This is a genomic window from Cyanobium gracile PCC 6307 (assembly GCF_000316515.1).
GTDB classification, from domain to species: Bacteria; Cyanobacteriota; Cyanobacteriia; order PCC-6307; family Cyanobiaceae; genus Cyanobium; species Cyanobium gracile.
The window spans coordinates 2474447-2499502 of record NC_019675.1 but is presented as its reverse complement, the minus strand read 5'-3'; the positions used below and the strand labels follow the sequence as shown (position 1 = coordinate 2499502).

Here is a 25056-nt window from a genome sequence, read left to right as displayed (position 1 = left end):
CATGGGCCCGCTCCTTTCCCTGCAACCGCCCCCGGAACGCCGTGAGGCCATCGGCCGGGCCGGCCTGGGCAGCCTGCTGGCCATCGCCGCCGAGGGCGGGCCGCCCAGCCCGATCGCCCTGCGCACGATCACCGCGATCCGGGACCACCTGATCCGGCTGCCCATCCCCCTCGATTCGCTGGCCCCTCTCACGCCGGAGCAGCTGGCGGCGGCGGTGCCCGAGAGCGAATGGCGCCAGCGGATCCTGCGCGGCATGACCGTGCTCGCCCTGCTCGAGGACGAGCCCGGTGAGGAGGTCCTGGCCCGGCTGGAGGCCACGGCCCGGGCGCTGGCGATCGACGATGCCCCGGTGCAGGCGTTCCGCCACGTGCTCGAGCACCAGTTCAACCTGGTGCGCCTCGACATCGTGCGGCGGGGGTTCCAGCGGGGGGCCGCCGCGGCCTACCTGCGCGATGAGGGCCCCGCCGGCGCCCTGCAGATCGCCCGCTCGATCCTGAAGCGGGAGGACCCTGCTCTTGCCAGGCGCTATCGGGGCCTGGCGGCGTTGCCCCACGGCAGCCTCGGCCGGGCCTACCTGGCCTTCATCGATGCCAACGGCTTCAGCGTTCCCGGGGAGCTGGGCGGGCCGCCGCCGCCGGTGGTGCGCCACGACTGCTGCCACGTGCTCGGCGGTTACGGCACCTCGGCGAGTGAGGAGTGCGGTGTGCTGGGCTTCCAGGCCGGCTTCGGCCGCAACGACCCCTTCTTCACGATCCTGTTCGCCCTGGCCCAGTTCCAGCTGGGGATCGGCTCCACCCCGGTGACGGCGGCCGAAACGGGCCAGGCGGATCCGGAGGTGATCTTCCGCGGCCTGGAGCACGGCCTCGGCGTCACCCGCGACCTGATCAGTAACTGGGATCCCTGGGACGACTTCCCGTTGCCCCTGGAGGAGGTGCGCCGTAAGTACGGCATCCGCCCGCGTCAGGCGGTCTGAGGCGCCGACGGGAGCGGCGGCTCCGCCCGGTGGAACTCCACGTAGAACCGCACCCCGGGGCCGGGCTCGGCCTGGTGCCGCTGGGTGGGCGCCACGATGCCGGGCCGTTCGGGCGTCAACACCACCAGCTCTTCGTCGGGCTCCAGAAACCGGAACGGCAGCGAACCCTCCAGCACCACGACCCGGGCCCACACCCCCGCTCGGGTGCTGTGCTGCGCCCGCAGCGCCGCGGGCACGGTTGCGGCATCGAAAATGGGGGTGCGCTTGTAGGGCCTCAGGCCACCGGGCAGATCAGAGCGCATGGGTATCTGCCCGTCGCTGCAGGAACGCTCGCACGGCCGGATCGTCCGCCAGGTCGATGGCGCGCCGGTAGGCCTGCTGGGCCGCGCCGGCTTGGCCGCTCCGCTGCAGCAGGTGGGCCCGCAGCGCCCACCAGGGCTGGTGCTCCCCCAGGGCCGGCTCGGCGGTGGCCAGTGCCTCCAGCTCGGTCAGGGCGCCGGCCGGGCCCGCCAGCTCGGCCAGCACGGCAATCCGGCCCACCCGTCCCCCCGCACTCGGGGCCAGGGCCAGCAGGGCGTCATAGAGCCCCAGCAGGGCCGGCCAGTCGATCGCGCCGCTGACGGCACGGTGGGCATGGAGCGACTGGATCGCCGCCTCCAGCTGGAAGCGCCCGGGCCGGCCCGCCCGCGAGGCCTGGGTCAGGGCCGCCTCCGCTTCGACGATCAGGGCGCCGTTCCACAGGGCCGGATCCTGCTCCAGCAGCGGCACGTAGCTCCCGTCGGCGGCCCGCCGGGCCCCGTGGCGCGCCTCGCCGTGCAGCAGCAGGGCCAGCAAACCAAGGGCCTCCGGCTCCTCGGGCAGGAGGGCGGCGCACAGCCGCGCCAGCAGCACCGCCTCCTGGGTCAGCCCCCGGGAGCGGCCGGCGCCGCCCTCACCATTCCAGCCGGTGGTGTAGGCCGCGTAGATCGCCTGCAGCACCGCAGCCGAGCGCGCCGGCAGGGCCTCGGCGCCCGGCAGCACGAAGGGGATGCGGGCCTCGCGGATCTTGGCCTTGGCCCGCACCAGCCGCTGGCCCATGGTGGCCGGGGCCACCAGGAAGGCGGCGGCGATCCGGGAGGCGTTGAGCCCCAGAACGGTCTGGAGCATCAGCGGGGCCTGGATCCCCGGATCAATGGCCGGGTGGGCGCAGAGAAACAGCAGCCGCAGCCGCTCGTCGGGAATCTCCATGGCGTTCTCAGAGGTGTCCGGATCCAGGCCGGGGGCCGCGGCCTCCAGCTCCGGCAGCAGCTGCTCCAGGGTCCGGTCGCGGCGGGCCCGGTCGATCAGACGCCGCCGGGCCACCACCAGCAGCCAGGCCTCGGGGGCCCGGGGCACCCCCTCGCTGGGCCAGCGCCGCAGGGCGGCGAGGAAGGCATCGCCGAGGGCGTCCTCCGCCGCCGCCACATCGCCGCAGCGGGCGGTGAGCCAGGCCACCAGCTTGCCGAAGGACTGCTGTGCCGCCAGCTCCGCCGCCCGCCGCCCCTCCATCTCAGGGGACTTCCATGGCGAGCACGGGCCGCACCTCCACGGCGCAGCGCTCCGCCGCCGGGCAGCGGGCGGCCCAGGTGAGGGCGGCGTCGAGGTCGGGCACATCAATCAGGAAGAAGCCGCCCAGCTGCTCCTTGCTGTCGGGGAAGGGCCCGTCCTGCACCTGCCGCTCGCCGTGGCGCAGGCGCACGGTGGTGGCGGTGTGGGTGGGCTGCAGGGCCTCACCGCCGGCCATGTGGCCGGCCTCCGCGAGGGCCCGGGAGTAGGCGGCGTAGGCCGGCATCAGGCCGGGACGGTCGGCGAAGTCCTGCTCGCTTTCGTAGATCAGAACGGCGTACTGCATGGTGGGGACTCAAAAGGTTGGTGGGGGACACACTCCCGAAGGGCCTGCGTCATCTCCATGACGGACGGCAGGCCGCCATTTCGACAGAATCAACGGGTTCCGCTCCACACCGTGTGCCCTCCATGCCCAAGGTCGAGATCTACACCTGGCGCTTCTGCCCGTTCTGCATCCGGGCCAAGCAGCTGCTGGACCGCAAGGGCGTCACCTACACCGAGTACGTGATCGACGGCGACGAGGACGCCCGCGACGCGATGGTGGCCCGGGGCCGCGACGGTCGGCGCTCGGTGCCCCAGGTCTTCATCGACGACGCCCATGTGGGCGGCTGCGACGACCTCTACGCCCTCGAGCGCCAGGGTCGGCTGGATGCGCTGCTGGCCGTCGCCAGCTAGGGGGCGGCGCCGCCCTTCCATTCCGCCAGCTCCACGGTGATGCCCTCCGGGCCCCGGAGAAACACCAGCTTGCGGTGGTGAAACTCCATCACCGCGTTGCGCAGCTTCACACCCCCGGCCTGCAGCCGGGCCAGCGTGGCCTCCAGGTCGTCGACGGCGAAGCAGATGTGGTTGAACCCCACCCGGGCCAGGTTGTCCATGGCCGGCTCGGGCAGGGGATCCGGGTGGCGGTAGTGCAACAGCTGCACCTCCAGCCGCGGCGTAGCCCCGCCCAGCACCAGCGTCACGTGGTCGGCCTCGAGGCCCTCCACCCCCATGTAGTCGGCGAACTGGGGCCCGCTGATCAGCACGGCCTTGTCCTCCACGAAGCCCAGCAGGCCGAAGAAGTGTCGGGCCGCCGCCAGGTCGCGCACGATGATCGTGACGTGGTCGAAATGGCGGATCATGGGTCCCTCCTCGCTGAGGTTCTGGCCCGTGGCCTCAGCCATGGGGATCGATCGAAGGCCCGATTCTGGCGGGGCCCGGCGCCACGGGAATCCGGACGTGGCTCCAGCCCCCCACCCATGGCTGCCAGCGGCCAGAGTGAGGGGCACCAACGGCCGGCTCCATGAGCGACAACGCCAGCCCCGCCGATGCCGCCACGCCTGGCCAGGGCGGCGGCTGGCCCCTGATCGACGGCTGGGCCAAGGCCACGCTGTCGCCGCGGGGGCCGAAGCTCTGGCAGACCCTCAACCACCGCAGCGCCTGCCTCTCCTGCGCCTGGGGCACCGGCGGCCAGCACGGCGGCTTCGTCGACGAGCTGGGGGAGCCGCTGCAGCGCTGCCTCAAGAGCGTCGAGGCGATCATGGCCGAGCTGCAGCCGGCGGTGAGCGAGGGGGTATTCGGCCGCCAGAGCCTGGCGGACCTCCAGCAGCTCAGCTCGATGGAGGCCGACCGCCTCGGCCGCCTCAGCCACCCCCTGCTGCTGCGCGAGGGCCGCAGCCACTACGAGCGCATCGGCTGGGACGACGTGTTCGCCATCGCTGAGGCCGCTTTCCGGCGCCCGCCGGAGCGGGTGGCCTCCTACAGCTCGGGCCGCTCCTCCAACGAGGCCGCCTACCTGCTGCAGCTGCTGCTGCGGGCCATGGGCTCCAACAACCTGGCCGACTGCTCCGACCTCTGCCACGCCCCCTCCACCGTGGGGCTGAACGCCATCTTCGGCTCCGGCACCTCGATGGTGAGCCTGGAGAGCCTGCAGCAGGCCGACTGCGTGGTGCTGGTGGGCTCCAACGCCCCGGCCAACCATCCGCGGCTGATGAACGAGCTGATCAAGCTGCGCCAGCGGGGCGGCACGGTGATCGTCATCAACCCGGTGATCGAGGTGGGGCTGCTGAAGTTCGGCTCCCCCGCCTTCCCGATCCGCTCGATGCTGGCGGGCTCGGAGATCGCCTCCCTGTTCCTGCAGCCCGTGCCCGGCAGCGACACCGCCGTGTTCCTGGGGCTGCAGAAGGCCCTGCTGGAGGCCGGTGTCGTGAAACGGGATTTCCTGGCCGCCCACGCCGAGGGCTGGGAGGCGCTGCTGGAGCAGCTGGAGGTCACCACCTGGGAGGCGATCACAGCCAGCTGCGGCCTCAGCCGCCAGGAACTGGAGCACGCCGCCGCCGTGATCGCCGCGGCCCGGGGCGTGGTGTTCGCCTGGGCGATGGGGATCACCCACCACGCCAACGGCATCGACAACGTGCAGGCGATCGCCAACACGGCCCTGCTCAGCGGCAACGTGGGCCGTCCAGGGGCGGGCACCATGCCGATCCGGGGCCACTCCAACGTGCAGGGCTTCGGCTCGATGGGGGTCACCGTCAAGCTGCGGGCGGAGATGCAGCAGGCCCTCGAGCAGCTGCTGGGCCGGCCCCTGAGCCGGGTGCCCGGCTACGACACCCGCGCCCTGATCGAGGCCGCCGCTGCCGGCCGGGTCGACAGCCTGCTGTGCCTGGGGGGCAACCTCTGGGGCGCCAACCCCGACAGCGGCGAGGCGAAGCGGGCCCTGGGGCGGATCGACACGATCCTGTATCTGGCCACCAAGCCCAACCAGGGCCATTTCCACGGCCTGGCCGCCCGCCAGACCCTGGTGCTGCCGGTGTTCAACCGCTTCGAGACGCCGCACCGCACCACCACCGAATCGGGCAACAACTACGTGCGCCTCAACGAACCGGGCACCACCCACCTGCGCGGCGCCGACCTGATCAGCGAGGTGGCGTTCCTGGCCGAACTGGCCCGCCGCCGGATGGGCAGCGATCCGATCGACTGGGGGCGGCTGCAGGATCCGGCCTACGTGCGGGAACTGATCGGCCGCACCGTGCCCGGCTACGGCCCGATCGCCCGCATCGATGCCACCCGGCAGGAGTTCAGCGTCGAGGGGCGCCTGTTCGAGCGCCCCCACTTCCCCACCCCCAGCGGCCGGGCCCGGATGGCGCCCACCCCCCTGCCCGAACTGTCGCTGCCGGAGGCGGCGCACTTCGGCGGCCTGGGGCCGGGGGAAACCGGCCTGGTGCTGGCCCTGATCACGGCCCGCAGCTACGGCCAGCACAACACGGTCGTCTACAAGGCGGGCGACAGCTACCGGGGCATGCCCCACCGCCACACGATCCTGATGAACCGCGCCGACCTGCGCCGCTGCGGCCTGGCGGCCCACCAGCGGGTGACGGTGCAGGGGGAGGCGGGCGCCCTGGAGGGGGTCGAGATCATCCCCGGCGAGATCCGCGAGGGGGCGGCGCTGATGTTCTACCCGGAGGTGAACGTGCTCATGAAGGCCGTGATCGACCCCCGCTGCGGCACCCCGGCCTTCAAGCGGGTGCCGGTGCTGGTGCGGGGGGCGCTGGCTCCAGAGCCCGGAGCCGCTCAGCCCCCCAGGTAGGCCATCTCCGCCGGCGCCTGCCGCTGGTCGACCGCTTCCTGCCGCTCCTCGCTCCAGCGGTCGCGGCGCGCCCGCCACAGTTCTTCCAGCGCCCGCCGCAGCCGGGCCGGCTCGGGCTGGGGCCGCAGCCAGGGCTTGAGGTCGGTGCCGGTGGCGGCGAACAGGCAGCTGTAGGCCACCCCGTCGGCGGTGATCCGCAGCCGGTTGCAGTCGCCGCAGAAGGGCGCCGTGATCGAGGCCACCACCGCCAGGTGGGCGCCGCCATCGGCACCGACACCCGCCGCGGCGCGGTCGCGGTAGTGCCAGCGGCCGGCAGTGCCGTGGGGCGCCCGTCCCACCGGCTCCAGCGGCCAGACCGCCCCGATGCGGGCCACCATCTCCGCCGCCGGGAGCACCTGCTCCGGCGCCCAGCCGTTGCGGTTGCCCACGTCCATGAACTCGATCAGGCGCAGCTCCAGCCCCTGCTCCCGGGCCAGCTCCGCCAGGGGCAGCAGCTGGTCGGCATTGCCCGAGTGGGTGATCACCGCGTTCAGCTTCAGGGCGCCCCGGGCCGGATCGAAGCCCGCCTCCCGGGCGTGCCGGATCGCCGCCAGCACCTTTTCCAGCACGGCCTCGCCGGCGGCCGCGCCAGAGAGGCCGGCCATACGGGCCACGCTGGCTCCATCGGTGCCATCGAGGCTGAGGGTGATCCGGTCGAGCCCCGCCGCCTTCAGCTGCCGGGCCCGCTCGGCGCCCAGCAGCACCCCGTTGCTGGTGAGGGCGATCTCCCGCAGGGCCCCGCGGGGATCGCCGGGGTCCCGACGCCGCAGCGGCTGCAGGGCGGCAATCAACTCCTCCAGGCGCCGGTGCAGCAGAGGCTCGCCGCCGGTGAGGCGCAGGGTGTGCACCCCCAGGCCCACCGTCGCCTCCACCAGGGCCAGCCGCTCCGCCAGGGTCAACAGGTCGGGCGGGTCCTCGAGATCTGGACAGCAGTAGGGGCAGGCCAGGTTGCAGCGAGCCGTCAACGACAGCCGCAGCACCCCCAGGGGCCGGCCATGCAGATCCAGGGGACGCTCCGCCATGGCAGGAAAGCTAGGGCCACAGGCCGGTGGCGTCGTCGGGTCGGTTGGCGTTGCGCAGTCCCGCGGCCGGCAGGGACACCGGCACCACCGCTTCGCCCGCCAGCCAGTCCTGCAGCCGCCGGCCCCCCGCCGCCGTGAAGGCATGCAGCCGGCGGTGGAGGCCGGGATGGGCCGGATAGACCCCCAGCAGCGGCTGCAGCCGCCGGCCGTCGTGGGCCAGGTGGATGGCGGCGGGGCCGTGGGCGGCCGGGGCGCCAGCGGCGGCGTGGGTGGCGGCGGCCCCCAGCAGGGCCTCGAGGGCAGCGGTCTCCAGCCAGGGCATGTCCACCGGGCAGAGCAGCAGGCCCTGGCCGGGGTGGTGCGCCATGAGCCGGTCGAGGGCCAGCAGCGGCCCCTCACGCGGCGGCGGCTCATCCAGCACCGTGATCGGCTGGCCCAGCCCGTCCCGCAGGGGCCGCGCCAGAGCGTGGTGGGCCCGGTGGTGGCTGACCAGGGTGATCGGCAGCGGCAACACCGCCAGTCGCCCGAGGCTGAACTCCAGCCAGGTGCCCCCGGCGGGATGGGGCAGCAGGGCCTTGTCCGTGCCCATGCGGCGGCTGGCACCGCCGCTGAGCAGGCAGGCCCGGAGGCCACTCATGGCAGCGGCAAACCGTCGGGGTCCGGGCTCACCAGGCCGAATTCCGCCAGGGCCCGCGTCAGGTTGCGGTGCTCATGGCCCGGATGGCTGAGCTTCACCAGGGCGAAGCGCTGCAGCTCATCGAGCTCCCCCCAGGCGTGGGGGGCCAGGGTCAGCCCCAGCTGGCGGCAGGAGGCGAGCAGCACCTCCGGAGGGGCGTCGTCCTGTTGCCAGGGGGCGCCGCAGGCGGGCTCCAGCCGGCCGGCAACGCCGGCGGCCATGGCGGCCGTGCGCCGCTCGAGCCAGCGGTCCAGATCCGCCAGCGCCGCGGGGTCGTCGGGCCAGGCCAGCAGCCGCTGCCGTTCCCCCTCGTCGAGGTCGCTCCAGTGCACCAGCTTCAGCTTGACCCCCACCAGATCGAGCTTGCGCCGCACCGCCATGGGAATGCAGCGCAGGTCGCCGACGAAGTCGGCTTCAAAGCCGAAACAGTGGTCATGGCGGCCCATGGACCCGGCCCCAGGCGGAACCCGAACCCTAGGAAGCCGGCGGGCGGGCCCTGGGCTCAGTCCAGCTGGAGCACGCCCCTGGTGCGCTGGCGGCGCTGCTGGTCCTGCTGCTCGAAACGGGCCAGGCAGTCCCCCTGGGGCACCAGGACGCAGCTCACGTACTCGGAGGCGTCGACCAGGGCCGCCCGGATGGCCTTGCCGGCGGGCGTGCGCTGGGCCTGGGACTGGTTGTTGCCGAAGTTGAGCGTGCCGGCGGCACCGGTGAGGGCCTGGCCGGTGCGGCCCATGTTCGGCGCCAGCCAGAGGGCCAGACCCGCCGCCGGCAGCAGGCTCACGCCGCTGGCGCTGGCGCTGGCCGTGTTGCTGGCACGACCTTCCACGGTGCGCGACCCGACCACTTCGCCGGTGGAGCTGTCCACCACGCGGATGTCGATCGCCACGTAGTCCTTCGTCTCCACCTGCTGGTTCTGCTTGCCGAAGCCCAGCAGGCCGAAGCTGTTGCCCGACTGCTTCTGCTCCACGTTGGTTTCGTAGGAGGTGACCGTTCCCAGCACGATGTAGCGCGCGCCGCGCATCTGACCCTTGCGGGCGGCGTCGGGGCCCTTCCTGACGATCCCCAGTTCCGCCAGCTCCTGCTCGGAAAGCACGTCCTTGAGCTGGCGCCGCTCCACCACCTGCAGCGTGCCGGTGCCCTGCAGCTCGTTGGCCAGGGCGGCGGCGAGATCATCGGCCACCGGACCCTGCCACCACCACGTGGGCTGGGTGACGGTGTTCTTGAAGGCGGGCACCGAGACGGTGGGGCGGGCCACTGGCTGTCGGCTCTGGGCCAGGGCGGCGGCGGGGACGGCGGTGACGACGGCACCAAGGCTGAGGCCGAGGGCAAGCTGGCGGGGGAGATCGCGGGCGACTCCGCCCAGGGTGCGTCTCCGCATGATCTGCGACGTGGCCATGACGTGCCGTCCTGAAGCTGGTCCCGATACGGCGGGCATTCAAGCAAGTTCCGGCCGCGGCTGGGCGTTCCGCCCCGGTGGGGTCGGATTGCACTCCAGCGCTGGAACTGGCCCAGGCCCGGCGGGCTTTCGTAGCCGATCTCACCGTGGGACCCCGCCAGGATTAGGTTCACTGAAGAGACCGCAGAGGCTTCTGACGAAGTCGCTCCCATGACCGCCACCGTCCCGTCGAGAGACGAGCTGCAGGACCACAGACCCTCCGGGGCCAGCCAGGGTCCCCGGCCGGCTCCGATGTTCGAGCTGATCCCCTACGAGAAGTTCCGCGACACCCCCTCGGTGCGCTTTTTCGACATCACCGTGCCCAGCTCGAACAAGCGGGATCTGGTGGTCCACTCGGGCCCGGCGGTGAGCCCGCCGGACTGCCAGGAGACCGGCAGCTGGCAGTTCTATCTCCACCCCCACCAGGAGGACAACCTGCTCGCCATGCATGGCGGCCGCACCTTCTTCCTGGTCAATCTCGGCTGGAACTACCCGTATCACATCGTTCGCCTCGACTGCGGCGGCGACATCCTGCGCATTCCTCCCGGCACGTTCCACCGCTCCGTCTCCGATCCCGACGGTTCCCTGGTGCTCAACCAGGCCGTGCGCGAGGAGGGCGCCAGCGTGGTGCGGGAGTTCCGGGTGTACAACAGCCACCGCATCCCGCGGCTGTTCGCCGTCACCTCCAAGACCGCCCCCCTGCCCAAGCTGCACGGGGTGAGCTGGTAGGCGGAGGCCTCAGGCCGCCGCGGCGCGGCCCAGCAGGGCGCCGAAGGCCTCGGCCGGCATCGGCCGCCCCAGCAGATGTCCCTGGAACTGGTCGCAGCCAAGGTTCCGCAGCATCCGCAGCTGCTCGGCGGTTTCCACCCCCTCGGCCAGGGTCATCAGGCCCAGTTCCTTCGCCATGACGATCGTGGCCTTGACGATGGCCAGGTCGGCGTCGTCGTTGCCCAGCCGTTCCACGAAGAAGCGGTCGATCTTGAGCTTGTCGAGCGGCAGGGAGTGGAGCATGGCCAGGGAGGAGTAGCCCGTGCCGAAATCGTCGATGGCCAGGCTGAAGCCGCTCTCGGCGAGCTGCCGCAGCTGCTCCCCCGCGCGCTCGGGATTGTTCAGCAGGGCCGTTTCGGTGATCTCCAGCTCGAGGTTCTCCGGCACCAGGTCGTAGGCGCTCAACGCCCCGGCCAGCAGCTCGGAGAGGGAGGGGTGCTCGGCCCCCAGCTGCAGCGGCGAGATGTTGATCGCCAGCTTTCCGGGTCGCAGCCCCTGGCGGTGCCACGCCTGCAGCTGCCGGCAGGCCTCCTCGATCACCCAGAGGCCAATGGTGTGGATCTGGCCGGTCTTCTCCGCCAGCGGGATGAAAACGTTGGGGGACACCATCCGGCCGTTCTGATCGCGCCAGCGCAGCAGGGCCTCGGCCCCGGCGATCCGGCTGCCACCCCGCTCGATCTGGGGCTGGTAGAAGAGCCGCAGCTGCTCCCGGTCGATCGCCCGGCCCAGGCTGAGCTCCAGCTCGAGGCGCTCGCGCAGTTGCAGGCTGATCTCCGGGGTGTAGTGCCGGAGCTGGTTCTTGCCGTGCTGCTTGGCCTCCATCAGGGCCGTATTGGCACAGCGCAGCAGCGTGTCGGGGTCGGTGCCGTGGTCGGGGGCCAGGGCCACCCCGAGCGAAGCGCTGGGCTGGACCGCCAGGCCGGTGCCCATTCCCGGGGTGTTGCCGAGGGTGCGCCGGATCTGCTCCGCCCACTGCAGGGCCTCGTGCCGGTCGGCCATGGCCATGGGTCGCAGCAGGATGAATTCGTCGCTGCCCACCCGGGCCAGCCAGTCGTCCGGCCGCATCAGGTGGCGCAGGCAACTGCCGATGGCCTGGAGCACCTGGTTGCCGATCTCATGGCCCAGGCTGTTGTTGATCGACTGGAAGTTGTCGAGGTCGAGGTTGATCAGGGCGATGCCGCGCTCGGAGCCGGCCGTGCGCAGCAGGCGGGCCAGCTGGCGGACGGCGGCGGCCTTGTTGGGGAGCCGGGTGAGGGGATCGACGAAGGCGATGCGCTCCAGCCGCTGCTGGATCTCGTGTTGCTCGCTGATGTCCTGGACGGTGCCCACCGTGGTGAGAGGCTCGCCGTCGGCGCCCAGGGTGGTGCGCCCCCGCTCCAGCACCATCTTCAGCAGGCCGTCGCCGAGCAGCAGCCGATGCTCGATCCGGTAGGGCCGCCCCGTGCGGAAGGACTCCTGGAAGGTGGCATCGACCAGGGAGCGGTCCTCCGGATGGACCGTCTGGAGAAAGTAGCGATAGGAGGGGGCCGTCAACTCCGGGGCGGTGTTGAAGATGCTGTAGGTCTCGTTCGACCAGAGCAGTTCCCCCGTGCGGTGGTTCAGCTCCCAGCTGCCCACATGGGTGAGCCGCTCGGCCTCCTGCAGCAGGGACCCCAGCCGGGAGCTTTCCCGCAGGGCCGTATCCAGTTCGGTGCGGTCACGGTGGCTGACCAGGGCCACCAGCCGGCCGCAGAGGTCGAGCACCTGATAGCTCACGGACACATCCCGGCTGGCGCCGCAACGGGCCCGGTGGCGCGTGGCGAAGCTGCCCCTGGGCTGCTGACGCATCACCCGCAACTGGTCGTGCATGAGGTCATCGGCCAGCTCCGCATCCGCCTGAATCGCCGCCGGATTGAGGGTGAGGAAGTGCTCCCGGGAGTAGCCGAGCCGATCATGGGCCGAACGGTTGCAGTCGATGAAATGGCCACTGGCCAGATCGAGGACAACAAGGTCATCGCTGCCCAGGTCGGCGGCAAAACGCAGTGCATCGCCGATGCTGTCGACGCAAGGAATCAGCCCCTGTTCCGCCGGGGTGCTGAACCAGAAGGATTGCACTGACGGTTCCATTCACGGAGGATTTTAGGCAGTGTTTTCATTGCTGACCAGGATGGAGAAGAAAACCCCCTGCCAGGCTGAAGCGCAGCGGGATGACGGCCTCGCGCCTGAAGATTCCACTGGAAACATGGGAAGTCCAGGGCCTACAAAGTGAGGAAAAGAGAAGAATTCCATGCAGCCTGATCGCACTGCCGACCTTTGTTTTTGGTGCTTGTCGGTCCGAGCGACGTCCGTCGCCTCCGGCGGCTCAGTCGATCCTGAGGTCGATGGTGAGATCCGTCGGTCGCTGGCGTCCCCGCCAGGGGGGAGCATCGGCCACCGGCCCGGCCAAGGGCTCCGCAACGGGATCGAAGCGGTGACCGTCCGGGTGCAGGTGGAAGGCCCGATCGCCGCCGGGGGTGCGCAGCAGGAGCTCCAGGGGCATGTGGGGCTCGATCGCCGGATGCAGGCACGGGTAGAGCCGCTGGAAGCGGAAGCGGACCGCCAGCGGCAGGCCGGCGCCGTCGGCGGCAGGCTCCAGCGGCAGGGGCCGGCCGTTGAGGAACAGCCCGCAGTCGCGGCGGAAGGCTGCATTGGCCACCACCTCGAAACGGCGCAGGGAGCCATCGATGAACCGGCTGGTGAAGCCTCCCTGCACCGGGGTGTCGCAGATCAGGGGCCAGGGCTCGGGGGCCGGCCGCAGCTCCAGGGCGGGCGCCGTCCCGGTGGCGTCCACCTCCCCCTGCCAGCGCAGCAGGGGCGGAAAACGCCACTCCCAGATGGCCCGGAAGGGCGCCGGATCCAGGGCCAGGTCATCGGCCGCCAGGTCGGCCAGGATGGCCTCCAGATCAGCCCACAGCTGGCTGGGCAGCAGCTGGCGGTCGTGCAGGGCCGACCCCCAGTCGTGCAGGCTCCCGGGCCGGTGGCGCGGCTCCAGCAGGTGGGCCGCCAGGGCGGTCCACAGCAGGGCGATGGTGCTGCTCCACTCCATGCGGGGCAGGCTCTCCAGCGCCCGGAACTCCACCAGCCCCAGGCATCCGGCCGGGGCCCCGGGGTTCCAGAACTTGTCGAAGCTGATCTCGCTGCGGTGGTTGTTGCCGCTGCGGTCGGCGTGCAGATGGCGCAGTGTCTCGCCGATCAGGCCCCGGACATCGCCGAAGGGTTCGCCCGATGGCTGGCCCTCCGCCTGCTCGATGGCGCGGTAGGCCAACTCCAGGTCGAAGCATTCGCCGATCGCCTCGTCCGGCCGGGGCGACTGGGAGGCCGGGCCCACCCCGGGGCCGCAGAACAGATAGGCCAGGGACGGGTGCCGCTGCCAGTAGCGCAGGATCCCCGTCAGCCAGGCCGGCCGGGAGAAGAAAGGATGGTGGGCCAGGTCGGGGCCGCCCCAGAGCAGGTGGTTGCCGCCGCCGGTTCCCTCCTGGCGGCCGTCACCCAGGTCCTTCCAGCTGCGCAGCCCCACCCGCTCGCCGGCCTCCTCCAGCCGCTCCAGCCAGTGGCGGTACTCCGTCCAGCTGTGGCAGACGGGCAGGTTGATCTCCAGCACGCCCGGGTCAGCCGTCAGGCCCAGCACCTGCCAGCGCTCACCGGCATCGAGGGGCAGCACGCCGCTCAGCCGGGGCGCCGCCAGCGCGCCGAGGCTGTCGGCCACCGCCTGCAGCAGCAGCCGCAGGGGTTCCCGCTCCAGGGGGGGCAGGAACAGCTCCCAGCCGTCGGGGTCCACCTCCAGGGTGAGCACCTGGCGGGGCACGTCCTCGGGCAGGAGCTCCAGGGGCAGGCGCAGGCCGGCGGGGCCAGGGGCGCCGGTGAGTTCCCGCAGGCCCTCCTCCAGGGGCCAGGGCGCCACCGCCCAGGCCAACGCCGCCGTCAGGTCGTCAGCGTCAGGCGGCGCCACGCTCAGGGGGGCGGCCCAGACCCGGCGCTCGGGTTCGAAGGGGTCCCGCAGCACAACGGGCTGGAGCGTGAGGCCCAGCCGCCCACCCAGCTGCTCCAGCCAGGCCGGGGCCGCCTCGGCCGTCAGCGGCGATCCCTCCAGGCCGGGCTGGCAGAGGCCGGGCCAGCGCACCGGCGCCGCGCCGTCATCGCCCAGGAACAGGCGCAGGGCCCAGCGGGGATTGACCTCACCGTCGTAGCGCTTGCCGGGGCAGTAGAGGAGGGTGCTGCCGGGCCAGACGCGCTGCTGGAGATCCCGGGCCAGGGCCCGGGCGATCGGCAACTTGGTGGGGCCATCGGCGGTGACGCTCCACTCGGGCCCCTCCGGCTCGAGGGGCACCAGGGTGGGCTCACCGCCGAGGGTGAGCTGGATGCCAGAGGCCCTGAGGCGGGACTCGGCCGCCTCGGCCACCCTGTCCATCCAGCTCATGCGGGCCAGCTCATGTGGTTTGCGGGAGGCTCATGGGGACGGGCTGGGAATCACGCTGCAGGCATTGACGGGAACCGGGGCCACCTTCCAGATGCGCTCGGCGTACTCCTGGATGGACCGGTCGCTGCTGAAGAAGCCGCAGCGGGCCGTGTTGAGCACGGACATCATGCTCCACCGTCCCGCATCGCACCAGGCGCTGTCGACCTCGTTCTGGGCGCGGCGGTAGTCGCCCAGGTCGGCCATCACCCGGAAGGGGTCGCTGCTGCAGAGGTTGGCCAGCAGCGGATGGAACAGGTCACGGTCACCTTCGCTGAAGTGGCCCGAACCGATCAGGTCGATGGCCTCCTTGGCGAGGGCGTCGTTCTCAAGCCAGGGCATCGGGTGGTACCCGTTGCGGTTGATGGCGGCCAGTTGCTCGGCGGTGTGGCCGAACAGGAAGAAGTTGTCGTCGCCGACCCGGTCCCGGATCTCGATGTTGGCCCCGTCGAGGGTGCCGATCGTGAGGGCGCCGTTGAGGGACATCTTCATGTTGCCCGTGCCTGAGGCCTCCATGCCGGCGGTGGAGATCTGCTCCGACAGGTCGACGGCCGGGTAGATCTTCTGGCCCAGCTTGACGCTGAAATTGGGCAGGAAGATCACCCGCAGGCGGCCGTCCATGGCGGGATCGATGTTGATGATCTCCGCCATGCCCACGATCAGGCGGATGATCAGCTTGGCCATGGCGTAGCCGGGGGCCGCCTTACCGCCGAAGATCACCGTGCGCGGAGGCAGGTCCTCCCCGGCCCGCAGGCGCAGGTAGCGCTCCACCACCTGCAGGGCGGCCATGTGCTGGCGCTTGTACTCATGGATGCGCTTCACCTGCACGTCGAACAGGGAGGCGGGGTCCACCAGGACGCCGGTGTCCTGGCGGATCGTTGCTGCCAGGCGCTCCTTGGCCTGCTCCCGCACCCCCTGCCAGCGCTCCAGGAACGCCGCGTCGGTGGCCAGGGGCTCGAGCCGGCGGAGCTGGTCGAGGTGCCGGCACCAGTCGGTGCCGATGGCGTCATTGAGGAGGGCCGCCAGGGGCGGGTTGGCGACCGCCAGCCAGCGTCGCGGTGTGACGCCATTGGTGATGTTGGTGAAGCGGTCCGGCCACACCCGGGCGAATTCGGCGAACAGGTTCTCCTTCAGCAGGCGGCTGTGCAGTTCCGCCACGCCGTTGACCGTGTGGCTGCCCACCACCGCCAGGTGGGCCATGCGCACCTTGCGGTGCGGACCTTCCTCGATCAGCGACAGCCGCTCCAGCAGCTCCGGCTGGCCGGGGAAACGGATGCGCAGGGTGCGCAGGAAACGGGCATTGATCTCGTAGATGATCTGCAGCTGGCGCGGCAGCAGCTGCTGGAACAGCTCCAGACCCCAGGCCTCGAGGGCCTCGGGCAGGAGGGTGTGGTTCGTGTAGCTGATTGTGGCGGTGGTGATGCTCCAGGCGGTGTCCCAGTCGACCCCATGGACGTCGATCAGCAGCCGCATCAGTTCCGCCACGGCGATCGCCGGGTGGGTGTCGTTGAGCTGCACCGCGAACTTGCGGTGGAACTCGGTGACCGGGATCCCCTGGCTGGCCAGGATGCGGAACATGTCCTGCAGGGAGCAGGAGACGAAGAAGATCTGCTGGCTGAGCCGCAGGCGCTTGCCCTGCTCCAGCTCGTCATTCGGATAGAGCACCTTGGAGAGGGTCTCCGACTGCACCTTGTGAAGCACGGCCCGCGTGTAATCGCCGGCATTGAAGGAGGCGAAGTCGAAGGCGTCCGGCGCCTGGGCTGACCACAGCCGCAGGGTGTTGGCGGTGTGGACGCCATAGCCCAGGATCGGGGTGTCGTAGGCCACGCCGATCACGGTCTGGCCGCCGATCAGCACCGGATAGCTCCATTCCGGCCGGATCACCTCCCAGGGGTTGCCGCGGGCCAGCCAGGGATCGGTGCTCTCCATCTGGCCGCCGGGGCCGATCTGCTGGCGGAAGATGCCGAACTCGTAGCGGATGCCGTAGCCGATGGCCGGCAGCTCGAGGGTGGCCATCGACTCCTGGAAACAGGCCGCCAGCCGGCCCAGGCCACCGTTGCCGAGTCCCGGCTCCGGCTCCTCCGCCAGCATCTCCTCGAGGGTGAGGCCGAGGGCCTCGCAGGCGGCCGCAGCCTCCTCCCGCAGCCCGAGGCTGACCAGGTTGTTCTCCAGGTGGGGCCCGAGCAGGTACTCCGCCGACATGTAGGTGGCGGTGCGCACGTGCTGCCTGGTGTAGGTGTCGGCCGTGTCCACCCAGCTGGTCAGCAGGATGTCCCGGACCGCCAGCGACAGGCAGACGTAGTGGTCGTGGGTGGTGGCGAGGGAGGCGGACTTGGCCTGGCTGGAGAACAGATGGCGCCGCATCGCCTCCAGGAGGGCCTGACCCTTGGGCGGGCACGGGGCGGGTGTGGGGCTGGCCATGGGGACGGGCGGCAGTCGGCGGAGTGAACCCGTCCTGGCCTGGGGAGTACGCCCGCCGCTGATGCATCGGCTACCAGCTGACGCACCTTAAGAGTGGCTTCGCTTCAGCTGTGCAGCACCTCATGCCGGGCGGAACCCATGGGCGTGGGCTCCAGCAGCTCCGCCTCGATGGCCCATTCCAGCTCGCTGTCCACCCCCGTCGGGCCCGAGAAGCTGCCGTTCACCGCCGCGGTGAGGGTGGGCTTGGAGGAGGTGGCCAGGGTGATGTAACGGTCGTCGACGCTGCCCATGCCGCTGGGATCGAACCCCCGCCAGCCCGCCCCGGGCAGGTAGACCTCGGCCCAGGCGTGCAGGTCGTACTGCTTCGGCTGCGGTTCCACCAGGTGGTAGCCGCTCACGAACCGGGACGGCAGGCCGACGCAGCGGCAGGTCTCGACCATCAGCATCGCCAGGTCGCGACAGGAGCCGACCCGCTCTTTGAGGGTGCGCCCCGCCGGCCAGGCCGGCCCCACGTGCCGCTGGGTGTACTTGACCCGGTCCTTGATGATCTCCACCAGCTGCTCCAGGAACATCAGCCCGCGCTGGTCGCTGCCCATCAGCGCCTCCTGGGCCAGGTCCACCGCGGCAGGGTCGTGCTGCCCGTTGGGCAGCCAGCCCTCGAGGGAACCCAGCAGATCGCCGTTGAGGTGGCCCACTGGGTAAGGGAGCAGCGGCTCCTGGTCCTCCAGGCAGCTGGCCAGGGGCGGGGGCTGCTGGGTCTCCACATCGCTGATCGCCTGCACCCGGAAGTGCTCGGTGCTGCCCATGAAGCGGGCCCGCAGGATCTCATCACCGCTGGCGGCCAGCAGCGGGTAGAAGCGGGACGGCTCCGGCGTGACCGCGAGGTGGAAATGCAGCAGGCGCTGGAAGCCATGGCCCCGGGGCTTCAGGCAGAACCGGTGGGGGCCCAGGAAGACCGGAGCGCTGTAGCGGTAGTCGAAGGTGTGGGTTATGCGGGCTCGCATGCCGCCTCCTGACTGGCGGTGGTGCCGGCGGGGGCGATGAAGTAGCGCGCTTCGATCAGCTCATGCAGGCGATTGAGATCGGACTGGAAGTTATCGATGGCTTCATGGAGCCCGGTGGCCACCAGTTCGTCGATCCTGGTGAAGCTCCAGTGGGCCAGGGTGAGCCCGATCAGGCACTCCAGATCGTCGGCGGGGCGAGGAACGGAGCTGCCGCGGATGATCCGCAGTGTCTCATTGATCCGCTCGAGGCAATAGCGCACCGAGCGGGGGAAGATCGGATCCAGCAGCAGGAACGCCGCCACGGCCTTGGGTTCGATCGCCTGCTGGCTGGACTGGCGGAACATCTGGTAGGCCCCGGCCGAGCGCAGCAGGGAGATCCACTGCAGCTCGTCGAGCACCCCGCCCACCTCCTCGGGGGACGGCAGCAGCAGGAAGTATTTGACATCGAGGATCCGGGTGGTCTTGTCGGCCCGCTCCAGGAGCCGCCCCAGCCGGCTGAACTGCCAGGAGAGGTCGCGGCTGAGGGTGGCGTCGGTGATGCCGTAGAAGAGCTGGCAGGCGCGGCGGATCTCCCGCAGCTGCTCCTGGGGCGGCTGCTGCCAGAAGGCGTCCTCCTGAAGCGTCCAGTAGATGTCGTTGATCTGCTCCCACATCTCCGTGGTCATCACCTCACGGATCTGGCGGGCGTTCTCCCGGGCGTTGGCGATGCAGTTGAGAACACTGCTGGGGTTCTCCGCCTCCCGCACCAGGAAATGGATCACGGCCTCGGGGGTGACCACCGGGCAGAGCTCGTCGAAGAGCTTGCGGTCGCCGCTGGCGTCGATCAGCGGCAGCCAGGGCTCGGCGCTGCCGGGGGGGCAGTCGAGGGCCATGGCCTCGCTCACCTCCACGAAGCGGGAGATGTTCTCGGCCCGCTCGACGTTGCGGTTGATCCAGTAGAGGGAATCGGCGACGCGGCTCAGCATGGGGCTTCATCCACGATCCAGGTGTCCTTGCAGCCGCCGCCCTGGGAGGAATTGACCACCAGGGACCCGCGCCGCAGCGCCACGCGGGTGAGGCCGCCGGGGCTCACCCAGGCCTCCTTGCCGCGCAGCACGTAGGGGCGCAGATCCACGTGGCAGGGGTAGAGCTCCCCTTCGCTCAGGGAGGGCACAGTGGAGAGCTCCAGGGTCGGCTGGGCGATGTAGTTGCGGGGGTTGGCCTGGATCTTGACGGCGAACTCCTCGATCTCCGCCTGGCTGGCATGGGGGCCGATCAGCATCCCGTAGCCGCCGGCCTCGGCCACCGCCTTCACCACCAGCTCCCCGAGGTGGGCCAGCACGTAGGCCTGGTCGTCGGGGCGGGAGCAGATGTAGGTGGGGACGTTCTCGATGATGGGCTCCTCGCCGAGGTAGTAGCGGATCATCTCGCCGACGTAGGCGTAGATGAGCTTGTCATCGGCCACGCCGGTGCCGGGGGCATTGGCGATCGCCACCCGACCCGCGGCATAGGCACCCATCAGCCCCCGCACGCCCAGCAGCGAATCGCTGCGGAACACCGCCGGGTCGAGGAAGTCGTCATCGATACGGCGGTAGATCACATCCACCGCCTCCAGGCCGGCGGTGCTGCGCATCCAGACCCGATCCCCCTCGCACACCAGATCGCGCCCCTCCACCAGCTGGATGCCCATCTGCTGGGCGAGGTAGCTGTGCTCGAAGTAGGCGCTGTTGAACACCCCGGGGGTGAGCAGCACCACCTTGGGGGTGTCGGTCCAGGGGGCCAGCTCCCGCAGGGTCTGCAGCAGGTGGGAGGGGTAGTCGTCGATGGGCTGCACGGTGCGACCGGCGAACAGGCTCGGGAACATGCGCTTCATGACGCGCCGGTTCTCGAGGAAGTAGGCCACCCCGGAAGGACAGCGCAGGTTGTCCTCCAGCACCCGCCAGGTGCCGTCGCCGTCGCGCACCAGATCGAGGCCGGAGATGTGGCACCAGCGGCCGAGGGGCGGCTGGAAACCCTGCATCTGGGGCCGCCAGCCCTGAGAGCTTTCGACGTCGGACCTGGGCACCACCCCGTCGGCGAGGATCTTCTGGTCGCCATAGACATCGGCCAGGAAGCGGTCGATCGCCTCCAGCCGCTGGAACAGGCCCCGCTCCAGCCGCTCCCAGTCCCGGGCGCCGATCAGGCGGGGGAGGGGATCGAAGGGGAGGATCCGCTCGACGCCCTTGCTGTCGGAATCGTTGAGCCGGAAGGTGGCGCCGAGCCGCTTGAGCAGCATGCCGGCGGCGGCGTGGTTGCGGTTCAGCTGGTCGAGGCCCATCTGGCCCAGGGACGACAGCAGGGGCGTCAGGGTCGCCCGGGGCTGGTCGGTGGAGGTGAAGTACTCGTCGTACCCCTGGTTCGGTTTGTACTGACTGAACATTCCATACCCATCCACGCGGTTGGATCCTGCAGTGCCGCCGGGGTGGCCACCCGTTGCCGTTGCTACGAAAAGCGGGGGCGCCGCCACCCGGGACGCGGGCCCGGAGATCGCGGGGAACGTTTCATTTGGCAAAGCAACGGTGAAGAAGTGGTGACGGGGGATCCGTCTCGATTTATGGATTGATAGAAGGGAGCCATCGACCATGTTGACCGGCCAGAGCGGTTCCCCCCGCTCGCATCCCTTGGGGCCACCACCACCGCGCTCCGAGGACAGACACCGGCTTGGGGCCTGGCCTGAGAAGCGCGCCTTCGGACGGCACCCCGTCGAGCGCTGCCGCCCCATCGCCATCCGGCGCCTCAACGGTGAGGGCCATCCCTGTGGGCGCTGGTTCCTCGCCGACATCGTCGATGTGGCCGAGGGCGGGATGGGCCTGATTGCCAACGAGGAACAGACCCTGGGGATGGGGCAGTGGATCCTGCTGGATCTGCATTCCCATCCCGACTTCGGGGTGCAGCGCCTGCGGGCCCGACTTCGGTGGATCTCCCAGGCCCACTTCGCCCTCACCTTCGGTGTGGCCTTTGCCAGTCCCCTCCGGGAGCTGCCCGTCCTCTCGGTGGAGAGGCGCAGCCTCCTAAGGGATCCCAATGAGGAGGAGTGGGCGCTTGAAGAGGAACGGATGGGTGGCGGGGCGGCGCGAACTCTTTAGATTGCGCAACACATCCGTGCGCCGAGCTGCGCCGCCATGTCCCCCCTGCCCCCTGCCCAGCTGCTTCTGGGACCCCTCCTCACCGCGGAGCTGGTCCTGGGCGGATCGCCGGCGCGGGCCATCGGCACCACCTTCACCTTCGACCTCGGCAGAAGCACTGCCAGCCCCGCCGCGCCCCTGGCCTCGCCCAGCAAGGCCTTCACCGCCACAGCCAACGGCCAGACGCTCCAGCTGGTGTTCCAGAACGCGCTGCTCCCCAACGGCAACGCCAAGCCCGTGAGCGCTACCGACGAGGGGCTCTGCCTCTACAAGGCCGGTGGGGCTGGGCTCGGCGGCATCGGCCGCACCAACTGCGGACGGGCCAACCCCGGCAACGGCAATGGCGCCAGGAATCAGAACGCCATCGAACTGTTCTTCGACCAGCAGGTGGAGCTGCTCAGCTACAGCTACGGCAGCCTGCGGGTCGGCCGGGGTAACCCCCTGCTCACCTGGGGGGCACCCACCAGTCCCGTGGTGTCCACCGAAACCCTCTTCGACAAGCAGGTCGACACCAGCTACGCCTTCAGCAACCCGTTCATCATCCGGGCCAACCAGATCATCACGATCACCGGCACCGGTGGTGGCCGGGGCAGCAGCACCATGGAGGCTCTGCTCAGCCACTTGGTCGTGCGGGCCCTCCCCGGCGAACCGCCGGCGGCGGCGAGCGTTCCCGGCCCCCTGCCCCTGTTCGGCGCGATGGCCGCCTTCGGCTGGAGCCGGCGGCTGCGCTCACGGCTGAGCAGCACCGCTCCCGTCGCCCGCCGCCGTGCTCCCGACGGATCCCAGGCCTGAGAAGGGGGGCCCCCCGGGCCCGCTGTCGTCCCTGGCTTCGATGCTCCTGGCCACGGCCCTGGCCCTGGTCGCACTGTTCGTGCTGGCGGTGATCCCCGACAGCCTGCCGCTTCAGGTGCTCCAGCTCGACTGGCAGCAGCGGTTCATCGAACGGGTGATCGCCAATTCTGGGTTTCCGATCGTGGCGTTCACCCTCGTGCATCTGGCGGCCCATGTGGAAGCGGATCGCCGGGAGCTCTACCTGCTGCGCCAGCGCCTGCGCCGGTGGGCGGTGCTCGTCACCTGCCTCTATCTGCTGCTCATCCCCCTGCAGGGCTCCATCGCGGTCCGGCAGTTCGGTGACCGTGCCGCCCTGCAGGCCCTGCAGCGGCGCACGGTCCAGGAGCAGTTCAGCCGCTTCTCCGACCTGATCCGCTCCGCGCCCGATGCCCTCTCCCTCCAGCGGCAGCTGGCGGCGGTCGATGGGCCGGCCCTCACGGACGCCGATCTGGCCAAGCCGATGCCCCAGCTGCGCCGGGACCTGCTCGACGCCCTGGGCCGTGCCGAAGCCGCCATGCCCGCCAGGATCGACCAGGCCACCCCCCTCCAGCCGCTGGTGTGGGGAGTTCTGCGGGATGGGCTGCGGCTGATGGGCTCCGCCCTGGTGATGGCCCTCGCCTTCGCCGCCGGCGCCCAGAGCCGCCACAGCAGCCGCACCCTGCTGACGCGCCTGCTCGACCGGCGCCGGTCGATGCGCGGCAGCCCCTACAGGAGGAAGTAGCGCTGGGCCATCGGCAGCACCTCCGCCGGTTCGCAGGTGAGCAGTTCCCCGTCGGCGAAGACCTCGTAGGTCTGGGGGTCCACCTCCACCTTCGGCAGGGCGGTGTTGTTGCGCATCTGGGCCTTGCCGATGCCCCGGGTCTGCACCACGGGCACGCAGGGCCGCTTCAGGCCAAGGCTGCTGGGCAGGTCGTTCTCGAGGCAGGCCTGGCTGACGAAGTTGAGGCAGCTGGCCGCCAGGGATCCGCCGTAGGCGGCGAACATCGGCCGGCCGTGCACCGGACCGGGGGTGGGGATCGAGGCATTGGCATCCCCCATCTGGGCCCAGACGATCGAGCCCCCCTTGATCACCAGCTCCGGCTTGACGCCGAAGAAGCCCGGCTTCCACAGGACCAGATCGGCCAGCTTGCCCACCTCCACCGAGCCGATCTGGCTGTCGAGCCCATGGGCGATGGCGGGATTGATCGTGAGCTTGGCGATGTAGCGCTTCAGGCGGGTGTTGTCGTTGCGGCCGCCACGGGGACCGGCGGCGTCCTCGGGGAGGAAACCGCGCTGCACCTTCATCTTGTGGGCGGTCTGGAAGGTGCGGGTGATCACCTCACCCACACGGCCCATGGCCTGGGAATCGCTGGCGATGATGCTGAAGGCGCCCAGATCATGAAGGATGTCCTCGGCGGCGATCGTCTCGCGGCGGATGCGCGATTCGGCGAAGGCCACGTCCTCCGGGATGCGGGGATCGAGGTGGTGGCACACCATCAGCATGTCGAGGTGCTCCTCGAGGGTGTTGACGGTGTAGGGCTTGGTGGGGTTGGTGGAGCTGGGCAGCACGTTGGCCTCACCGCAGATCCGGATGATGTCGGGGGCGTGGCCACCGCCGGCCCCCTCGGTGTGGAAGGTGTGGATGGTGCGGCCGCCGATGGCCCGGATCGTGTCCTCCACGAAGCCGGCTTCGTTGAGGGTGTCGGAGTGGATGCAGACCTGCACGTCATACTTGTCGGCCACCGTCAGGCAGCAGTCGATCGCCGCCGGGGTGGTGCCCCAGTCCTCATGGAGCTTCAGGCCGCAGGCCCCGGCGCGGATCTGCTCTTCGATCGCCGCAGGGGTGCTGGCGTTGCCCTTGCCGTAGAAGCCCAGGTTGATCGGCAGCCCCTCGGCGGCCTGGAGCATGCGGGCCAGGTGGAAGGCGCCGGGGGTGCAGGTGGTGGCGTTGGTGCCGGTGGCCGGGCCGGTGCCGCCCCCCAGCAGGGTGGTGACCCCGGAGGCGAGGGCGGTTTCGATCTGCTGGGGGCAGATGAAGTGGATGTGGGTGTCGATCGCCCCGGCGGTGACGATGTGCCCCTCCCCGGCGATGGCTTCGGTGCCGGGCCCGACCACGATCGTCACCCCATCGGTGATGTCGGGGTTGCCCGCCTTGCCGATGGCGCAGATGCGGCCGTCCTTCAGGCCGATGTCGGCCTTGACGATGCCCCACCAGTCGAGGATCAGGGCATTGGTGATCACCGTGTCGACGGCCCCCTCGGAGCGGGGGGTCTGGGCCTGGCCCATGCCGTCGCGGATCACCTTGCCGCCCCCGAACTTCACCTCATCGCCGTAGGTGGTGCAGTCGCTCTCCACCTCCAGGATCAGCTCGGTGTCGGCCAGCCGCAGCCGGTCACCGGTGGTGGGGCCGTAGGTCTCGGCGTAGGCGCGGCGGTCGATGCGATAAGCCATGGCAGTTCAGTCGAGGGGGCCGTTGACCAGACCGTTGAAGCCGAACACGCGGCGGTCGCCGACGTAGGGCACCAGATGCACGTCCCGCTGGTCGCCGGGCTCGAAGCGGATGGCGGTGCCGGCGGGGATGTCGAGCCGCAGGCCGCGGGCCGCCTCGCGGTCGAACTCGAGGGCGCCGTTGGCTTCATAGAAATGGAAGTGGGAGCCCACCTGCACGGGCCGGTCGCCCCGGTTCGCCACCGACAGGGTGGTGACCGGGCGGCCGACATTGAGCTCGATCGTGCCGGGCTCGGGGATCAGTTCGCCGGGGATCAGGGGGGCCATGGCGGGGGGTCAGCGGATCGGTTCGTGGAGGGTGACGAGCTTGGTGCCATCGGGGAACATCGCCTCGATCTGCACCTCAGGGATCAGCTCGGGCACCCCCTCCATCACCTGATCCCGGCTCAGCCAGGTGGTGCCCTCCCGCATCAGCTCCGCCACGCTGCGGCCGTCGCGGGCCCCTTCGATCACCTGGAAACTGAGCCAGGCCACCGCCTCGGGATGGTTGAGCTTCAGGCCCCGGCCGAGCCGCCGTTCCGCCAGCAGGGCGGCGGTGACGATCAACAGCTTGTCTTTCTCCTGGGGGGTGAGGTTCATGCAGGCTGCGCTGGCCGGCCCCACTCTCGCAGCGCTCCGGCACCCGGTCAGGTTCAGA

General features: G+C 70.7%; 24 protein-coding genes. 7 read left to right on the top strand and 17 right to left on the bottom strand.

Going from position 1 to position 25056, the window contains the following annotated elements:
• Nucleotide 1: 1 nt before the first annotated feature.
• Nucleotides 2-973, top strand: a complete 972-nt coding sequence (locus tag CYAGR_RS12140) for a hypothetical protein (protein ID WP_015110120.1) — start codon at nucleotides 2-4, stop codon at nucleotides 971-973.
• Here the strand turns inward: CYAGR_RS12140 and CYAGR_RS12135 are convergent.
• The 3 genes from CYAGR_RS12135 to CYAGR_RS12125 are packed head-to-tail and all read right to left on the bottom strand — an operon-like array spanning nucleotide 961 to nucleotide 2843.
• Nucleotides 961-1275, bottom strand: a complete 315-nt coding sequence (locus tag CYAGR_RS12135; protein ID WP_015110119.1) for a TehB family protein — start codon at nucleotides 1273-1275, stop codon at nucleotides 961-963. The genes CYAGR_RS12140 and CYAGR_RS12135 overlap by 13 nt on opposite strands.
• Entirely contained in the window at nucleotides 1265-2500 is a 1236-nt protein-coding gene (locus CYAGR_RS19415; protein WP_015110118.1) for an RNA polymerase sigma factor, read from the bottom strand. The genes CYAGR_RS12135 and CYAGR_RS19415 overlap by 11 nt, the downstream gene beginning before the upstream one ends.
• Before the next feature lies 1 nt (nucleotide 2501).
• Complete coding sequence (locus CYAGR_RS12125) at nucleotides 2502-2843, bottom strand: YciI family protein (RefSeq protein ID WP_015110117.1); 342 nt, start codon at nucleotides 2841-2843, stop codon at nucleotides 2502-2504.
• Nucleotides 2844-2965: 122 nt separating this feature from the next.
• On the opposite strand from CYAGR_RS12125, the gene grxC reads away from it, so the two are divergent.
• On the top strand, nucleotides 2966-3232 hold the full coding sequence (gene grxC, locus CYAGR_RS12120) for a glutaredoxin 3 (protein WP_015110116.1): 267 nt from the start codon (nucleotides 2966-2968) through the stop codon (nucleotides 3230-3232).
• Here the strand turns inward: grxC and CYAGR_RS12115 are convergent.
• Entirely contained in the window at nucleotides 3229-3720 is a 492-nt protein-coding gene (locus CYAGR_RS12115) for a VOC family protein (protein ID WP_015110115.1), read from the bottom strand. The two genes, grxC and CYAGR_RS12115, sit on opposite strands and share 4 nt — an antisense overlap.
• 119 nt (nucleotides 3721-3839) lie before the next feature.
• Here CYAGR_RS12115 and CYAGR_RS12110 point away from each other — a divergent pair, with 119 nt between their 5' ends.
• Nucleotides 3840-6122 (top strand): FdhF/YdeP family oxidoreductase, encoded by a 2283-nt coding sequence (locus CYAGR_RS12110; protein ID WP_015110114.1) that lies wholly within the window; start codon nucleotides 3840-3842, stop codon nucleotides 6120-6122.
• On the opposite strand, the gene CYAGR_RS12105 is transcribed toward CYAGR_RS12110, so the two are convergent.
• Genes CYAGR_RS12105 through CYAGR_RS12090 form a run of 4 tightly spaced genes read right to left on the bottom strand, consistent with a single transcriptional unit; the run spans nucleotide 6107 to nucleotide 9255 of the window.
• On the bottom strand, nucleotides 6107-7183 hold the full coding sequence (locus CYAGR_RS12105) for a GTP 3',8-cyclase MoaA (protein ID WP_015110113.1): 1077 nt from the start codon (nucleotides 7181-7183) through the stop codon (nucleotides 6107-6109). The two genes, CYAGR_RS12110 and CYAGR_RS12105, sit on opposite strands and share 16 nt — an antisense overlap.
• 10 nt (nucleotides 7184-7193) lie before the next feature.
• Nucleotides 7194-7820: a molybdenum cofactor guanylyltransferase gene (locus CYAGR_RS12100; protein ID WP_015110112.1), complete on the bottom strand. Its 627-nt coding sequence runs from the start codon at nucleotides 7818-7820 to the stop codon at nucleotides 7194-7196.
• Nucleotides 7817-8305 (bottom strand): nitrate reductase associated protein, encoded by a 489-nt coding sequence (locus CYAGR_RS12095; protein ID WP_015110111.1) that lies wholly within the window; start codon nucleotides 8303-8305, stop codon nucleotides 7817-7819. The genes CYAGR_RS12100 and CYAGR_RS12095 overlap by 4 nt, the downstream gene beginning before the upstream one ends.
• A gap of 56 nt (nucleotides 8306-8361) precedes the next feature.
• The gene (locus tag CYAGR_RS12090; RefSeq protein ID WP_015110110.1) at nucleotides 8362-9255 is read right to left on the bottom strand and encodes a CsgG/HfaB family protein; all 894 of its coding nucleotides are present in this window, start codon (nucleotides 9253-9255) and stop codon (nucleotides 8362-8364) included.
• Nucleotides 9256-9546: 291 nt separating this feature from the next.
• Here CYAGR_RS12090 and CYAGR_RS12085 point away from each other — a divergent pair, with 291 nt between their 5' ends.
• A complete protein-coding gene (locus tag CYAGR_RS12085; RefSeq protein WP_015110109.1) occupies nucleotides 9547-10023 on the top strand; it encodes a hypothetical protein in 477 nt (158 codons plus the stop codon).
• A gap of 9 nt (nucleotides 10024-10032) precedes the next feature.
• On the opposite strand, the gene CYAGR_RS12080 is transcribed toward CYAGR_RS12085, so the two are convergent.
• From CYAGR_RS12080 to CYAGR_RS12055, 6 genes are all read right to left on the bottom strand, one after another.
• Nucleotides 10033-12168 (bottom strand): putative bifunctional diguanylate cyclase/phosphodiesterase, encoded by a 2136-nt coding sequence (locus CYAGR_RS12080; protein WP_015110108.1) that lies wholly within the window; start codon nucleotides 12166-12168, stop codon nucleotides 10033-10035.
• Nucleotides 12169-12403: 235 nt separating this feature from the next.
• Complete coding sequence (locus CYAGR_RS12075) at nucleotides 12404-14488, bottom strand: transglutaminase family protein (protein WP_245552516.1); 2085 nt, start codon at nucleotides 14486-14488, stop codon at nucleotides 12404-12406.
• Between the two features lie 39 nt (nucleotides 14489-14527).
• Nucleotides 14528-16954 (bottom strand): glycogen/starch/alpha-glucan phosphorylase, encoded by a 2427-nt coding sequence (locus CYAGR_RS12070; protein ID WP_015110106.1) that lies wholly within the window; start codon nucleotides 16952-16954, stop codon nucleotides 14528-14530.
• A gap of 104 nt (nucleotides 16955-17058) precedes the next feature.
• A complete protein-coding gene (locus CYAGR_RS12065) occupies nucleotides 17059-17958 on the bottom strand; it encodes a transglutaminase family protein (RefSeq protein WP_015110105.1) in 900 nt (299 codons plus the stop codon).
• Complete coding sequence (locus CYAGR_RS12060; protein WP_015110104.1) at nucleotides 17943-18923, bottom strand: alpha-E domain-containing protein; 981 nt, start codon at nucleotides 18921-18923, stop codon at nucleotides 17943-17945. The genes CYAGR_RS12065 and CYAGR_RS12060 overlap by 16 nt, the downstream gene beginning before the upstream one ends.
• Nucleotides 18917-20356, bottom strand: coding sequence for a circularly permuted type 2 ATP-grasp protein (locus tag CYAGR_RS12055; protein WP_015110103.1), 1440 nt, complete (start codon nucleotides 20354-20356; stop codon nucleotides 18917-18919). The genes CYAGR_RS12060 and CYAGR_RS12055 overlap by 7 nt, the downstream gene beginning before the upstream one ends.
• A gap of 241 nt (nucleotides 20357-20597) precedes the next feature.
• On the opposite strand from CYAGR_RS12055, the gene CYAGR_RS12050 reads away from it, so the two are divergent.
• Genes CYAGR_RS12050 through CYAGR_RS12040 form a run of 3 tightly spaced genes read left to right on the top strand, consistent with a single transcriptional unit; the run spans nucleotide 20598 to nucleotide 22653 of the window.
• A complete protein-coding gene (locus tag CYAGR_RS12050; protein ID WP_043325830.1) occupies nucleotides 20598-21062 on the top strand; it encodes a PilZ domain-containing protein in 465 nt (154 codons plus the stop codon).
• 36 nt (nucleotides 21063-21098) lie between these two features.
• Nucleotides 21099-21893 (top strand): hypothetical protein, encoded by a 795-nt coding sequence (locus CYAGR_RS12045; RefSeq protein WP_015110101.1) that lies wholly within the window; start codon nucleotides 21099-21101, stop codon nucleotides 21891-21893.
• 40 nt (nucleotides 21894-21933) lie between these two features.
• Nucleotides 21934-22653 carry a hypothetical protein gene (locus CYAGR_RS12040; protein ID WP_015110100.1) on the top strand — a complete coding sequence of 240 codons (720 nt, stop codon included), beginning with the start codon at nucleotides 21934-21936 and terminating at the stop codon, nucleotides 22651-22653.
• Here the strand turns inward: CYAGR_RS12040 and ureC are convergent.
• Genes ureC through CYAGR_RS12025 form a run of 3 tightly spaced genes read right to left on the bottom strand, consistent with a single transcriptional unit; the run spans nucleotide 22638 to nucleotide 24998 of the window.
• Complete coding sequence (gene ureC, locus CYAGR_RS12035; RefSeq protein WP_015110099.1) at nucleotides 22638-24362, bottom strand: urease subunit alpha; 1725 nt, start codon at nucleotides 24360-24362, stop codon at nucleotides 22638-22640. The genes CYAGR_RS12040 and ureC overlap by 16 nt on opposite strands.
• Nucleotides 24363-24368: 6 nt before the next feature.
• The gene (locus tag CYAGR_RS12030) at nucleotides 24369-24686 is read right to left on the bottom strand and encodes an urease subunit beta (RefSeq protein WP_015110098.1); all 318 of its coding nucleotides are present in this window, start codon (nucleotides 24684-24686) and stop codon (nucleotides 24369-24371) included.
• A 9-nt stretch (nucleotides 24687-24695) separates the two neighbouring features.
• Complete coding sequence (locus tag CYAGR_RS12025; protein ID WP_015110097.1) at nucleotides 24696-24998, bottom strand: urease subunit gamma; 303 nt, start codon at nucleotides 24996-24998, stop codon at nucleotides 24696-24698.
• Nucleotides 24999-25056: the final 58 nt, after the last annotated feature.

Coding starts and splice junctions, on each gene's coding strand:
- CYAGR_RS12140 (WP_015110120.1), top strand. CDS start 2: ATGGGCCCGCTCCTTTCCCTGCAACCGCCCCCGGAACGCCGTGAGGCC.
- CYAGR_RS12135 (WP_015110119.1), bottom strand. CDS start 1,275: ATGCGCTCTGATCTGCCCGGTGGCCTGAGGCCCTACAAGCGCACCCCC.
- CYAGR_RS19415 (WP_015110118.1), bottom strand. CDS start 2,500: ATGGAGGGGCGGCGGGCGGCGGAGCTGGCGGCACAGCAGTCCTTCGGC.
- CYAGR_RS12125 (WP_015110117.1), bottom strand. CDS start 2,843: ATGCAGTACGCCGTTCTGATCTACGAAAGCGAGCAGGACTTCGCCGAC.
- grxC (WP_015110116.1), top strand. CDS start 2,966: ATGCCCAAGGTCGAGATCTACACCTGGCGCTTCTGCCCGTTCTGCATC.
- CYAGR_RS12115 (WP_015110115.1), bottom strand. CDS start 3,720: ATGGCTGAGGCCACGGGCCAGAACCTCAGCGAGGAGGGACCCATGATC.
- CYAGR_RS12110 (WP_015110114.1), top strand. CDS start 3,840: ATGAGCGACAACGCCAGCCCCGCCGATGCCGCCACGCCTGGCCAGGGC.
- CYAGR_RS12105 (WP_015110113.1), bottom strand. CDS start 7,183: ATGGCGGAGCGTCCCCTGGATCTGCATGGCCGGCCCCTGGGGGTGCTG.
- CYAGR_RS12100 (WP_015110112.1), bottom strand. CDS start 7,820: ATGAGTGGCCTCCGGGCCTGCCTGCTCAGCGGCGGTGCCAGCCGCCGC.
- CYAGR_RS12095 (WP_015110111.1), bottom strand. CDS start 8,305: ATGGGCCGCCATGACCACTGTTTCGGCTTTGAAGCCGACTTCGTCGGC.
- CYAGR_RS12090 (WP_015110110.1), bottom strand. CDS start 9,255: ATGGCCACGTCGCAGATCATGCGGAGACGCACCCTGGGCGGAGTCGCC.
- CYAGR_RS12085 (WP_015110109.1), top strand. CDS start 9,547: ATGTTCGAGCTGATCCCCTACGAGAAGTTCCGCGACACCCCCTCGGTG.
- CYAGR_RS12080 (WP_015110108.1), bottom strand. CDS start 12,168: ATGGAACCGTCAGTGCAATCCTTCTGGTTCAGCACCCCGGCGGAACAG.
- CYAGR_RS12075 (WP_245552516.1), bottom strand. CDS start 14,488: ATGGACAGGGTGGCCGAGGCGGCCGAGTCCCGCCTCAGGGCCTCTGGC.
- CYAGR_RS12070 (WP_015110106.1), bottom strand. CDS start 16,954: ATGGCCAGCCCCACACCCGCCCCGTGCCCGCCCAAGGGTCAGGCCCTC.
- CYAGR_RS12065 (WP_015110105.1), bottom strand. CDS start 17,958: ATGCGAGCCCGCATAACCCACACCTTCGACTACCGCTACAGCGCTCCG.
- CYAGR_RS12060 (WP_015110104.1), bottom strand. CDS start 18,923: ATGCTGAGCCGCGTCGCCGATTCCCTCTACTGGATCAACCGCAACGTC.
- CYAGR_RS12055 (WP_015110103.1), bottom strand. CDS start 20,356: ATGTTCAGTCAGTACAAACCGAACCAGGGGTACGACGAGTACTTCACC.
- CYAGR_RS12045 (WP_015110101.1), top strand. CDS start 21,099: ATGTCCCCCCTGCCCCCTGCCCAGCTGCTTCTGGGACCCCTCCTCACC.
- CYAGR_RS12040 (WP_015110100.1), top strand. CDS start 21,934: ATGCTCCTGGCCACGGCCCTGGCCCTGGTCGCACTGTTCGTGCTGGCG.
- ureC (WP_015110099.1), bottom strand. CDS start 24,362: ATGGCTTATCGCATCGACCGCCGCGCCTACGCCGAGACCTACGGCCCC.
- CYAGR_RS12030 (WP_015110098.1), bottom strand. CDS start 24,686: ATGGCCCCCCTGATCCCCGGCGAACTGATCCCCGAGCCCGGCACGATC.
- CYAGR_RS12025 (WP_015110097.1), bottom strand. CDS start 24,998: ATGAACCTCACCCCCCAGGAGAAAGACAAGCTGTTGATCGTCACCGCC.